Below are 12,300 nucleotides of genomic sequence, written 5' to 3' on the forward strand. Positions count from 1 at the left end.
ATGCGTACCCCGAAATAGCAAATGAGTACGCCGAAATAACAAATGCGTACGCAATGATTGCAAGAATTTAGCTTTGTCACGCCAGCGTAACGAACTGCAAATCTTTAGTAGATGAAGTTTTTCCGACTTGTGTGTACACCGTAGCCAATACATCGGGGGGATTAAGGGGGGTAATTCGACTTGTGTGTACACCGTAGCCGATATATTGGAGAGGGAAGCTAGATACAAGATGAAGGGTTTCAAACTTCCCAATGGTGCAGAGCGTTCTCCAGATGCTTCCTGGGTGAAAATGGAACGGTGGAATGCTTTAAGCGAAGCAGAAAAAGAAAGATTTGCTCCTTTGTGTCCTGATTTTGTAATTGAGTTAATGTCTCCAAGTGATTCCTTAGAAAAAACGCGAACCAAAATGAGGGAATACATGGAGAATGGCGCCAGATTAGGCTGGTTAATTAATAGAGGACAGCAACAGGTAGAAATTTATCATCCCAATCGAGAAGTTGAGATTTTACAAAGTCCTAAAAGTTTATCGAGAGAAGATGTTTTGCCAGGATTTGTTTTAGATTTGGTAGAAATTTGGTGAGTAATTGCCTACCCTGAATCATTCATAATAAGCCATAACCCCAACAACTTTTATGAAGTCGGGGATCTGCGCTCACGAGTTTGTACATTAAAAAACTGAGATAATCAACTTTGATCGCAACAATCAGATAGAAAGTAGTTTTTCGATACAGCTAATCTATTCTCACTTAGAACATGAATAGATTTACTAACATTAAATTAAGCAGTCCAGCCAAAATAACGTAGCCAATTTTTGTTTCTGTTTCCACAATCAGATGAGCAATATCAGAATCAGCGATCGCTTGAAGATGATGTTGATATGACCAAGGAATGATGTACTGTCGATTATCGTCATCATACTCGGCTTGCAGAACATAATCGAGATCCGTTTCTTGTGTTTTGCGTAGACTTAAACTGTGCATGATCTCACTCAACGACGTATTATCATCACTTTATTCATTATTGTGAACGGTTACGTTTATCTTCAGTGAACATTTACCAGCATCAGGCTCATCTTTGCGGATTTAGTTGTCATTGACGATAGGGTGATGAAAGCAAATTAATTCCTTAATAAAAAATATATTGAAGGAGGCATTAATGCAATTACAACAAACACCAGTCTTGGAAGAAACTTTTTGGGAAGCAGTTCTCAATCGAGATCCCACAATTGACGGCAAGTTTTTCTACGGTGTTCGCTCTACAGGCGTTTATTGCAGACCTATTTGCCCTAGTCGCAGACCAAATCGCAATCAAGTTTGTTTCTTCCAATCGGCACAAGAGGCTGAAATTGCAGGTTTTCGAGCTTGTAAGCGCTGTCAGCCACAATTTGAAACAGTTCCAAATCCGGCTAAGGCGAAAGTTTTAGCAGCATGTCGATACATTGAAGCACAAGGCGATCGCATCCCAACCCTCTCAGAATTATCCTCTCAAGTGGGAATGAGTCCCAGTTATCTGCAAAAGGTATTCAAGCAAATAATTGGCGTATCCCCTTTTCAATATGCAGATGCGCTGCGTAGCCAACGATTGAAGCAGCGTCTTCAGTCAGGCGAAGAAATTGCTCATGCAGTTTACGACACGGGATATGGTTCAAGTAGCCAAGTGTATGAGAAAGCACCTAAACAACTGGGAATGACACCAAAGACTTACCAACAAGCTGGAAAGACAATCAGCATAGTTTATGCGATCGCTCCATGTCCACTAGGATATTTACTTGTGGCAACAACAGAGAAGGGTATCTGTGCCGTTAAGCTAGGTGATGAAGCAGACAAGCTTGAACATATCTTGAACCAGGAATTTCACCAAGCGCACATTATGCGTGATGACCACACACACAAAGAATGGATACAAGCAATCCTCGACTTCATTGCAGGAGGTGAAATACACCTTGATTTACCACTTGATGTCCGTGGGACAGCATTTCAAAAACAGGTGTGGGAAGCATTACAAAAAATTCCTTATGGCGAAACCCGCACTTACACTGATATTGCCCATAATATTGCCAAACCCCAGGCAGTCCGCGCTGTAGGTAATGCTTGTGGAGCTAATCCGATCGCGCTAATTGTACCGTGTCATCGGGTGCTGCGGAGTGATGGCAGTCTTGGTGGTTATCACTGGGGAATTGAGCGCAAACAAAAACTGCTTACACAAGAATCGAAATTTATCAAAGATGGCTCAAAGACCTGAACTATAGGACTAGTATTTGATTTCTGAAAAGATACGTAGGGTGTGTTAGCGATAGCGTAACGCACCATCATCAAGGGTTTGGTGCGTTACGAACTGCGTTCTAACACACCCTACAATACCTAATTTTGTTCAAAAATTAAATATGATTCCTATAGAATCGTTGACTCCAGAAAGTCTTACCCGTGGTTTAATGGTGCTTGCCAATCTTGATAGCGATTTGGCTTGGATTTTAGAAACACTAGGGCCACCACCGATGTGGCAAAGACAACCGGGTTTTGCAACGCTGTTGTGTATAATTCTGGAACAGCAAGTTTCGGTAGCAGCTGCAAGGGCTGTATTTACGCGGCTATGTGCGGTTGTTGTAACTCTGACGCCAGAAAATTTTCTGATATTGGATGATGTTGAATTGAGAGCAATTGGATTCAGTCGGCAAAAAATTCTATACTGTCGTGGATTGGCGAATGCTATTGCAACTGGTCAGCTTGAGCTAACTAAGCTGGAAATAATGGATGAAACTACTATCAGAACTGAGTTAAAGCGTCTTAAAGGTATAGGAGACTGGACAGTTGATATTTATTTGTTAATGGCGCTGCAACGTCCTGATGTCTTTCCTAAAGGCGATTTAGCGATCGCGATCGCTTTCCAAAAACTCAAAAACTTAGCGACGCGTCCAACGCCAGCACAACTAGAAGCCACAACACAGCACTGGCGACCGTGGCGAGCAGTTGCGGCAAGACTTCTATGGCATTATTACCTGAGTAATCCCAAATAATTACTCTTTCTCCCTTAGCGCACTTCTCTAACGAGACGCTACGCGTTGGCGGAAGCCTTTCGTAGAGAAGGCGGTTCGTATAATAAATATAAACTAAATGCCAGAAAATCAATTAAGCCTAACACCAGAAAACTCTGATAAAACTTCAAAAATCCTGCCAATAATCGCAGTAATAATTGCATTATTAGCTTTATCTTCAACAGCAATATTTATTAAAGTCGCTGTTAGAGAAATGAGCGCTGTTGCTACATTATTTAATCGATTATGGATAGCGACTATTATCTTTGGATTCTGGAGTGGAATTAACCAAGTACGGACTCAAATTACAGAAGATAAACCTGTCTTACCACAGCAGCCTTATCCAATCAAAGAGATAGCGCTTTTAATCGCAGTGGGTCTAGTTCATGTATTAGGTCGATTATCTTGGACTTGGGCGCTAACTCAGACTGGTGCTGCTAATGCTAATGCCTTGGGTAGCCTCAATCCGCTATTTACTACTTTAGGAGGATGGCTATTTTTTAATCAAATTTTTGGACGTAAATTTATCATTGGTCTGATCTTAGCCATAATCGGTGCGATCGCAGTCGGATTTGAAGATTTATTGCGTTCTAATAATAATATTACAGGTGATGTTGTTGCTCTCATATCATCGATATTTTATGCAGCAAACTTTTTACTTATCGAGCAGATCAGCAATAAGTTTTCAATTCTCACCATCCTCGTGTGGCGCTGTGCGATCGCAACTACATTGATGATACCAGTAGTACTAATCTTTGAAAAACAAGTTTTTCCAGTTACCTTGTCAGGGTGGTTAGTAATATTTGCGCTAGGAGCTATTTGCGAAGCCTTGGGTCATGGGCTAATTGTATACAGCCTCAAAAATTTTTCATCAGGATTTATCTCTTTACTTTTACTACTCAATCCAGTGATTGTTGCGATTCTTGCTTGGATACTTTTCTCGGAAAACTTGAGTATTTTTAACTTGTTAGGGTTGGCTCTAATTGTAGGGGGTATATATCTAGCAATTTCTAATAAAGAATCTATACAATCTAAAGTTAATACCCATATCCAATCTCCAGCAGAAATAGATCCATCCGCCAGTTCCACAAAATAAGAAACGGGTTCGACCTGATTTGAAAAAGGCAGTTCTTGCTGAGGGCAGAAGGCAGAAGGAACAACACCTAAAAATGGTTTTAGCTCTTATACTCTTGTTCCTATCTGTGAACGTGCATGAGTTCTTGCCAAACCAAGTAAAACTCCTGTCTCATCTAAAAATACTAAATTTTCTGGCTCTATATTTCTGACTTTTTCCCAGTATTCTACTCTAAGCTTTTGGACTCTTGGAGTTGCTGCTTGGCTACTTTGCAATGTTTTTTTTTCCGATTTAATCCCAATTTTTGTAAGGAGCGACACATTGCACTTCGACTCACCCAATTTCCAGTCTTCATTGCAAATAATTCACATAACTCTACTATTGTTGCATCATGATTTTCTGCAACCAGTTCTCTTAACTCTACTTCAGCATTTCTGAGATGACTAGACTGCGGTTTTCCTCGCTGCTTCGGTTGTAAATTTCCATCAAGCTTTTGTTGTTTTACCAGTTTTTGAACTAGGCTTTTGCTGACATCAAATTTTATTGCCACTTTCCGAATTGATATTTTCTCCTGAATATGTGCTTTAACTATTTTTTCGCGGAGATCCATTGGATATGCTTTCATCAAAAGATAATATTTTTTATTGATTTATTGCTTCAGTTTAAATATAAAAATAAAATGTGAGGAACTTGTGAGGTTTTTGCTTGTTAATTGACAAAACAGGCGATCGCCCGACTTGATGGCACAGCCCACCGCAGACATCACAGCAAGAATTACCATTGGCACTACTACTTGAGTAATGCCAATAGTAAGTCGGTTACAGTATACCCGTGAATACTCGTTCAGCCGGGCCTGTCATATAAACTCGTTGGTCGATTTCTGACCATTCAATTTGCAAGGGGCCACCTGGTAATTCTACAGTGGCAGTGCGATCGCATTTCCCAGTTAACACTCCAGCTACCAAAGAAGCACAAGCACCAGTCCCGCAAGCTAATGTAATTCCAGCACCCCGTTCCCACACCCGCATTTTCAAATAGTCACGGCGTACCACTTGAATAAATTCGGTATTTATGCGTTGAGGGAAAGCTGGGTGATGCTCGAATTTCGGGCCGATGGTTTCTAGCTCAATTGCTGCTGCATCTTCCACAAAGGTAATGCAGTGAGGATTTCCCATATTTACACAAGTGACATCCCAAGTTTGCCCCGCCACCTCTAACGGCTGAGAAATTACTTTTTCTTGGGCGGGTGTAAGATTAGTCGGAATTTCGCTAGCGAGTAACCTGGGTAAACCCATGTCTACTTTAACTTGACCATCAGCTAACAGTTGGGGAGTCATTACACCACCCAAAGTATGAATGTGATATGAGTCTTGATTTCGGGATTCGCCTTCTAAGTCTGCTAAAAAGCCAGCTAAACAGCGAATGCCATTGCCACACATTTCTGGTTCTGAACCATCGGAATTAAAAATCCGCATGGTATAGTCAGTGCCATTTTCTCCAGGTAGAGCAAAAATTACACCATCAGCACCGATGCCAAAATGGCGATCGCACAACTTGATGGCTTGCTCTGGAGTCACTACAGGCACTGATGACGAGCGATTGTCAATCAGAATAAAGTCGTTGCCTAGACCATGATACTTAGTAAATTCGATTGCCATTTCTTTAAGGATGAATTATCAAGGATTAGTTACTCTTTATTTTGCCTTGTAGGTTCATCTTTACTAAAAATGCTTACCGAATTTGACACCACTTTACCCAGTATTATCCAAGTCCAAAACCTGATTAAACAAACAACGCCAGTAGAGTTAAAGCTGCTAACTGGTGATGTGCTGACAGGAAAGGTTATATGGCAAGATCCACAGTGTATCTGTATTGCGGATGCAAACAGTCAGCACACCGTTTGGAAACAGGCGATCGCCTACATCAAGCCAAAAGTGAGTTAGGAGTGAGGCAGAAAAATCACAGGAGCAGGGGCAGGGAGAATGCTCCTTCTGCCCTGCTGTAAAACGAAGTGGAGCAAGGGTTTCAATCCCCGTCTGAACCTCCCCCTGCTGCCCTGCCTCTTTTTGAATCCCTATTCCTCGTCACTAGACTTAGAGTTTTGCAGCACAAACCCACCTATTGCGTCCTTGGTCTTTAGCTTTATACAAAGCTTTGTCGGCTGCGTTAATCAAGTCTTGAGCTGAACTTTTATCTGTTGGTCTTTGAATTGCAACACCTAAACTGACAGTCACAAAATATTGAAAATTATCTTTCTTTTTATGGGCAATCTTTAATTCTTGAATAGATTTTTGAATCAACTTAGTTACTTTAATCGCACCTGATTCGTTCGTATTTGGCAAAATGACAATAAATTCTTCACCACCATAACGAGCTAGTAGATCGGTTGGACGCTTTAATACAGATTGTGCTGCACGAGCAACTTGTATTAAGCATTCATCCCCAGCTAGATGTCCATAAGAATCGTTATAATCCTTGAAATAGTCGATATCAAACATAATTAAAGATAAATAATTTTCACTTAGTTTTAATCGATTCCATTCTTGCTCTAAAAATTCATCAAAACAATGACGGTTTGCAATTTGGGTTAGAGCATCTAACTTACTAATTTTTTCTAGCTGAGAATTTGCAAGTTCTAAAGCATGGTTCGTTTGAGCAAGTTGATTAGCTTGAGAGCGGGATTGCTCTAATAGTTCGGAATGTTCTAAAGCTACATTAAACTGAGCTGCTAACTGTCGGATAAATTGAATTTCAGAGGTTTCCCATTCGCGTGAACAACGGCACTGCTGAACACATAGTAATCCCCATAAAATTTTCCCTTTCATTAGAGGTGCAATAATTTGCGCCTTGATTTGAAATTGCTCTAACAGTTGAAGGTGGCAATCCTTTAGCCCAGCTTGATGAACATCTGATAATATCTGCATACGCCCTTGCTGATAAGCAACTGCATATTTTTCACCAAAACAATGATCCTTCACCTTTATGGCGATCGTAGAATCGTAGTCAGGCAATACATTCTCGGAGACAAATTGTCCAGAGGTATAGTTTGATTTTAGGTCAAATCGAAAGATACTGACGCGATCGCTACGAAGAGCTTTACGAATTTCTCGTACAGTAGTCTTAAACAAGATGTCTAGATTTAGAGATTCACGAATTTCAGCAACTAAGTTAAACAGAATATCTTGCTGCTGATTCGCTTTATACAGTTCTGCTGCTTTTTGTTCTGCTTGAGCTAAAAATTCTGCTTGTTTAACTGCAAATCCTAATTGTATTGCAATCTGAGACAGAAACTGAATTTCTAATTGTTTCCATTCATGTGGCTGTGAGTGCTGATAAGCAGCAAGCACTCCCCACAGTTTTTTTCCAACAAAAATTGGTGCAGTTGCATAAGCTCGAATATGGAACTGTTCTAAAATTTCTAAATGACATTGAGACAAGCCTGCTACGTAGACATCTGAAGCAACTAAAGTTTCATTATTACGATACCGTCCACCTTGATGTTCTTGTAGATAAGAGTCACTCCAAACTGTATTTTTTCCTAATTTCTCTACATCATCCCATCCTGTTTCTGCAAACTCAAAGTCGCTGACAAATTCTCCGCCCCAGTTTTCATAGAAACGATAAACGGCAATCCTCTCGACGCGGAGTAACTTGCAAGTTTCCTTAGTGGCTGTACGAAAAATTGTTTCTAACTCAAGAGAAGCTCGGATTTTGCTAATTACTCGGTAAAGTGCCCTTTCTTGCTCTTCTAGCTGCTGAATTTGAATGTGTTTATCATGCAGTTGAGTTTCTAAATTACTAATACTAGGCTGTCCTAAAAGCTTACAGACCAGATTGGCAGATACTTTTGTGATGATATGTAAGCTTTTGTATAACATTACCCTGATAATTCCACTAATAATTAAAGATGAAGATATATACTTTGGGATTTTTGCACAGATGCGTTAATCATAAGTGATTAACCGGACTTGATATCACTACCACCCCAAAGTAGCGATCGCTGGATTGAACGGCTTATTGACGCCAGTCGATTATCAATCACTCACATTATCGGCAGGCAAAAACTCTTTAAGCGCTTCTGCCTCAGCAGCTTTGACTATTGGGATGGAAAGGGGTACTGAAGTAGCGATCGCAAATAACCCTTCTAGTTGACTCAAACCTGTCAAGCTACCGCATAACAATACTTGATCGCCAACTCGCAAGTCCATGCTGCCATCAGGATAACGGATAAACTTACCATCACGCCGGATCGCCTGTACTTGTACTCCATATTGCTTGGTGATATCTAAATCTGCAAGGGTTTTACCAAGGGTTGGCGTATCTGCATTGACTGTAACCCACTGGCAAGCACTATTTTCTCCGGGAACAGCAGCTTGTCCTTTGGCGAATTCTGCCAAGGCCGCCAATTCTTCATCTGCTCCCACTACTAGCAAGCGATCGCCTGCTTCCAATTTGGTTTGATTATTGGGATAATCGATTTCATCGCCGTTAGCGCGGCGAATTGCCATCAAACTCGCTCCTGTTAAGTAGCGCATATCTGCTTCTTCTATGCTCATACCAATTAAGGGCGAATCAGATGGTAGAGGATACCAGCGCTGATTTAGATCGCGAGTTGCTTGGCGCAAATCACGAGCAACTTCAGTAGCAGAACGCTCTGGGCGAAAATCTAAATAATGATCGTTGCGGATTTGCTGCATTTCCCGTTGGACGACAGCTGGCGACAACAAGCCTAAGCTAGTTAATAAATGAGTTGCCATTTCTAAGCTGGCTTCAAACTCTGGTTGCACAACTTCTTTTGCCCCCAATTGATACAGCACTTCAATATTTTTATCCTGGGTAGCACGGACAACCAAATCTAATTCTGGTCGCAATTCCAAAGCGCGTTTCAAGCAAAGACGGGTACTTATGGGGTCTGGAAGTGCGATCGCCATTCCTTTGGCATGATTCACTCCGGCAGTTTCTAGAACATGTAAACTTACGCAATTGCCATAGACATAAGACACCCCAGCCTCACGCAACTGCTGAATTCTACTCTCTGATTGGTCGATTACTACCACAGGTAGGTCGTGTTGCAGGAATAACTTGACTAAATTTTTGCCGACTCGCCCATAGCCGCAGACTACCAGATGGTCTTTAAAAGGCAAATCTTCCGACATATCCCGTACCTGATCTTCTTGTAAATAAGGTTTCAACCAGGGCATTGATTCGGCAAAATTAAATAAAAATGGCACTAACCGCAGGACAAAGGGAGTCAGCATGAGAGTGACTGCGGTAGTTCCCAAAATTAATAAGTATATCTGTCGGGACACCAGCCCCAAAGATTGCCCTTCGCTGGCGAGAACAAAGGAAAATTCCCCAATTTGCGCCAGTCCCAAACCGGCGATTATCGCTGTTTTCAAAGGGTAGCCAAACAGCTTTACTAGGGGCGTGATAATCAAAAATTTACCTACGAAAACTAGTGCCACCAGTCCTAAAATCAATTCCAGGTTGTTCCACAAAAACACTGGGTCGATTAACATGCCAATGGCGGCAAAAAATAAACTGGCAAAGATATCTCGCAATGGTTCCACATAAGTCAAGGTTTGATCAGCGTATTCCACCTCAGAAATCATCAAACCGGCGACAAATGCCCCCATCTCAATCGATAGCCCCAAATACTCTGTCAACAGAGCAATGCCCAAACAAAGGGCTACAACTCCTAATAAAAATAGTTCTCGGCTTTCGGTACGGGCTAACAATTGCAACAAAGGCGGTATCAGCCAAATCCCCGCAGCTATTGCACCAGCAGCGAATAAAGCAATCCACAGCAGTGCTGTTAGTACGGCGATACCAATGGTTTCTGGGGGTTGGTTGAGGGCTGGTAAGACTGCTAACATCAGTCCCAGTGCTAAGTCCTGTACTACCAAAATCCCTAGCATCACTTGCCCGTGAGGCGTTTCTGTTTCGTTGCGCTCCATCAAGCACTTGAGGACAACTGCTGTGGAAGACAAGGATAGAATACACCCTAAGAACATGCCCTTAGCTGGTAAGGTTCCCCAGGCTCCGGTTAATCCGCATACTACAACTGTGACCAAAATTGTCAAAGCAATCTGGAGTCCACCTCCGCCAAGAGCGATCGCTTTTACCTTCTTGAGTTCCGCAAAAGAAAATTCCACACCCAAGGCGAATAGCAAAAAGGCGACACCGAACTGTGCCAGAGTCTCTACTTGAATAAGTTCTTTAATCAATCCCAGTCCGGCTGGGCCAATGATCATCCCCCCAATGAGATACCCTAGCAGCACAGGTTGTCGCAAAAGTGCCGCCAACAGTCCACCGCAGGCAGCAACGCCTAAAACTAAAACTAAATCAACAATTAACCTAAAATCTTCTTGCACCAGTTTTAAAAGAACTATTTAAGACCTATTAATTCAGCATACAAAGTTTTATGATCTCAAACAGCTTGTTTAGAGTCTATTCATAAAGGAAATCTTAAATTTATAAATTAGCTGCTAGTAAAGGTGCGACAAAATGTGCATATTGGGTATGGGGAAGAGGACTTGAGGACAAGCAGGGCTGTTTCATTCAATCTCTTAAGGATTTTGTCAAGAGGATGAGACAAGGGAGTTGCACTTAAAAGCATAGAAAAGCGATCGCAGTGTATGATTGAGCATCTGCCATCGCTTCAGGGCAAACCCATCTAAAATACCTTTATAACAATAAAATACGGTTATTTTATCGATTTACAGTATTTTATCCTTGCAATTTTATCGTAGCTATGACATACTCTAGCCTGTAAGTCCATTATTTCTATAGATTTACCGTAGTTTATAAATTGCTTCACAAATCTGCTGCAAGAAATTAATAATGCTCAAAGATGCACAAGGACTAGTAGTTACAACAGATTCAGCCAATGCGATCGCAGGAATTAACCATTTTATTGATCAGATGCTTGGTTATGGTAAAGATGCAGAAACAGTAGTTTTACAAGCAATTGCAGCAGATCCCACTTGTGCATTAGCTAATGCTTATGCGGCTGCTTATTATCTCACCCAAGAAAACCGCAAAGCTTGGCAGCTAGCTCTACCATATCTGCAAACAGCACAACAATATTGCACTAAGATTACCCCTAGAGAACAGTTATATGTGCAAGCAATTTCAGCTTGGACAAATCAAGAGATTGATGTAGCGATCGCTATTCATGAGGAAATTACCAATAGGTTTCCCCGTGATTTGATTTCTGTTCAGCAGGGACAGTATCACTATTTTTATACAGGCAATAAAGATAAATTACTGGAAATTGCCCAAAAAGTTTTACTAAGCAATCCTGAAAATCATTATTTATCCGGTATGGTGGCATTTGGTTTAGAACAGTGTCATCAACTCCAAGCAGCAGAAAAGATGGCACGTCAAGCGATCGCCTTAAATAGATATGATCCTTGGGCGCATCATGCGATCGCTCATGTCATGGAAACTCAGGGAAGAGTCGATGAGGGGATAGCTTGGATGGAGAGTTTTGCAGACACCTGGGAAAACTGCAACTCTATGCTCTACACTCACAACTGGTGGCACATTGCACTATATTATTTGCAGTTAGAAAACTACCAGAAAGTTCTCAAACTCTATGATACGCATATTTGGGAACGTGCCAACAAACAATCTCCTAAAGACCAAGTAGGAGCAATTTCATTATTATTGCGCCTAGAATTGTGCGGTGTAAATGTCGAGAACCGTTGGCAAAGCATCAGTCCTTATCTTTACAGCCGGATTGATGAACACGCATTACCATTCCAAGATTTGCATTATGTCTATGCCCTTACCAAAGCTGGACACCATGATTGGGTGAACCAAATGCTTCAGAATATGCAGTATCACACCTTAAATATTAATCCCTTTCTGCGACGGAGTTGGATAGAAGTAGCAATTCCCGCAGCTAGAGGAATGGTAGCTCATGCCAAAGGCGATTTCCACACAACTGTTACGGAATTGAAACCTGTTTTACCACGCTTGCATGAGATTGGAGGGAGTCATGCACAGCGAGTATTATTTGAGCAAGTTTATCAAGATGTGGTTTTGTCAGCACAAAAGCAGAGTTGGGATTATGCCATGTCTTAAAAACTGATTAAATCCGAAGAACCCCACCCTACCAAAGCTACGCTTTGTCTCCCCTGCCCGCTTGCGGGGAGGGGATTAAGGGGTGGGGTACAATGACTTTGGA

Annotated in this window: 10 protein-coding genes and 1 pseudogene; 6 read left to right on the forward strand and 5 right to left on the reverse strand. The window is 41.5% G+C overall.

What is annotated here, in order from left to right:
* Positions 1 to 235: 235 nt before the first annotated feature.
* Positions 236 to 580, forward strand: a pseudogene (locus CDC33_RS11850) (Uma2 family endonuclease); the annotation flags it as partial.
* A 166-nt stretch (positions 581 to 746) separates the two neighbouring features.
* Here the strand turns inward: CDC33_RS11850 and CDC33_RS11855 are convergent.
* The gene (locus tag CDC33_RS11855; RefSeq protein WP_109008653.1) at positions 747 to 980 is read right to left on the reverse strand and encodes a hypothetical protein; all 234 of its coding nucleotides are present in this window, start codon (positions 978 to 980) and stop codon (positions 747 to 749) included.
* A gap of 175 nt (positions 981 to 1,155) precedes the next feature.
* Here CDC33_RS11855 and ada point away from each other — a divergent pair, with 175 nt between their 5' ends.
* The 3 genes from ada to CDC33_RS11870 all read left to right on the forward strand — a co-directional run bounded on the left by ada (position 1,156) and on the right by CDC33_RS11870 (position 4,127).
* On the forward strand, positions 1,156 to 2,241 hold the full coding sequence (gene ada, locus CDC33_RS11860; protein WP_109008654.1) for a bifunctional DNA-binding transcriptional regulator/O6-methylguanine-DNA methyltransferase Ada: 1,086 nt from the start codon (positions 1,156 to 1,158) through the stop codon (positions 2,239 to 2,241).
* Between the two features lie 142 nt (positions 2,242 to 2,383).
* Positions 2,384 to 3,013, forward strand: coding sequence for a DNA-3-methyladenine glycosylase family protein (locus CDC33_RS11865; protein WP_109008655.1), 630 nt, complete (start codon positions 2,384 to 2,386; stop codon positions 3,011 to 3,013).
* A 97-nt stretch (positions 3,014 to 3,110) separates the two neighbouring features.
* Complete coding sequence (locus tag CDC33_RS11870) at positions 3,111 to 4,127, forward strand: DMT family transporter (RefSeq protein ID WP_109008656.1); 1,017 nt, start codon at positions 3,111 to 3,113, stop codon at positions 4,125 to 4,127.
* Positions 4,128 to 4,332: 205 nt separating this feature from the next.
* Here CDC33_RS11870 and CDC33_RS11875 read toward each other — a convergent pair whose 3' ends face one another.
* Together CDC33_RS11875 and dapF are read right to left on the reverse strand one after the other, a co-directional pair.
* Positions 4,333 to 4,716, reverse strand: a complete 384-nt coding sequence (locus tag CDC33_RS11875; RefSeq protein WP_219930013.1) for a helix-turn-helix domain-containing protein — start codon at positions 4,714 to 4,716, stop codon at positions 4,333 to 4,335.
* A 208-nt stretch (positions 4,717 to 4,924) separates the two neighbouring features.
* Positions 4,925 to 5,764, reverse strand: coding sequence for a diaminopimelate epimerase (gene dapF / locus CDC33_RS11880; protein ID WP_109008658.1), 840 nt, complete (start codon positions 5,762 to 5,764; stop codon positions 4,925 to 4,927).
* 69 nt (positions 5,765 to 5,833) lie between these two features.
* On the opposite strand from dapF, the gene CDC33_RS11885 reads away from it, so the two are divergent.
* Positions 5,834 to 6,049 (forward strand): Hfq-related RNA-binding protein, encoded by a 216-nt coding sequence (locus CDC33_RS11885; RefSeq protein WP_109012548.1) that lies wholly within the window; start codon positions 5,834 to 5,836, stop codon positions 6,047 to 6,049.
* Between the two features lie 150 nt (positions 6,050 to 6,199).
* Here the strand turns inward: CDC33_RS11885 and CDC33_RS11890 are convergent, their stop codons facing one another.
* Both CDC33_RS11890 and CDC33_RS11895 read right to left on the reverse strand, forming a co-directional pair.
* The gene (locus CDC33_RS11890) at positions 6,200 to 7,984 is read right to left on the reverse strand and encodes a diguanylate cyclase domain-containing protein (protein WP_109008659.1); all 1,785 of its coding nucleotides are present in this window, start codon (positions 7,982 to 7,984) and stop codon (positions 6,200 to 6,202) included.
* A gap of 156 nt (positions 7,985 to 8,140) precedes the next feature.
* A complete protein-coding gene (locus tag CDC33_RS11895; RefSeq protein ID WP_109008660.1) occupies positions 8,141 to 10,480 on the reverse strand; it encodes a monovalent cation:proton antiporter family protein in 2,340 nt (779 codons plus the stop codon).
* Positions 10,481 to 10,949: 469 nt separating this feature from the next.
* On the opposite strand from CDC33_RS11895, the gene CDC33_RS11900 reads away from it, so the two are divergent.
* The gene (locus CDC33_RS11900; protein ID WP_109008661.1) at positions 10,950 to 12,197 is read left to right on the forward strand and encodes a tetratricopeptide repeat protein; all 1,248 of its coding nucleotides are present in this window, start codon (positions 10,950 to 10,952) and stop codon (positions 12,195 to 12,197) included.
* Positions 12,198 to 12,300 lie beyond the last annotated feature (103 nt).

It is taken from the genome of Nostoc commune NIES-4072 (assembly GCF_003113895.1).
GTDB classification, from domain to species: domain Bacteria; phylum Cyanobacteriota; class Cyanobacteriia; order Cyanobacteriales; family Nostocaceae; genus Nostoc; species Nostoc commune.

What these genes read in the sequence shown, in the direction of transcription:
- CDC33_RS11855 (WP_109008653.1), bottom strand. Translation starts at nt 980, where the DNA reads ATGCACAGTTTAAGTCTACGCAAAACACAAGAAACGGATCTCGATTAT.
- ada (WP_109008654.1), top strand. Translation starts at nt 1,156, where the DNA reads ATGCAATTACAACAAACACCAGTCTTGGAAGAAACTTTTTGGGAAGCA.
- CDC33_RS11865 (WP_109008655.1), top strand. Translation starts at nt 2,384, where the DNA reads ATGATTCCTATAGAATCGTTGACTCCAGAAAGTCTTACCCGTGGTTTA.
- CDC33_RS11870 (WP_109008656.1), top strand. Translation starts at nt 3,111, where the DNA reads ATGCCAGAAAATCAATTAAGCCTAACACCAGAAAACTCTGATAAAACT.
- CDC33_RS11875 (WP_219930013.1), bottom strand. Translation starts at nt 4,716, where the DNA reads ATGGATCTCCGCGAAAAAATAGTTAAAGCACATATTCAGGAGAAAATA.
- dapF (WP_109008658.1), bottom strand. Translation starts at nt 5,764, where the DNA reads ATGGCAATCGAATTTACTAAGTATCATGGTCTAGGCAACGACTTTATT.
- CDC33_RS11885 (WP_109012548.1), top strand. Translation starts at nt 5,834, where the DNA reads ATGCTTACCGAATTTGACACCACTTTACCCAGTATTATCCAAGTCCAA.
- CDC33_RS11890 (WP_109008659.1), bottom strand. Translation starts at nt 7,984, where the DNA reads ATGTTATACAAAAGCTTACATATCATCACAAAAGTATCTGCCAATCTG.
- CDC33_RS11900 (WP_109008661.1), top strand. Translation starts at nt 10,950, where the DNA reads ATGCTCAAAGATGCACAAGGACTAGTAGTTACAACAGATTCAGCCAAT.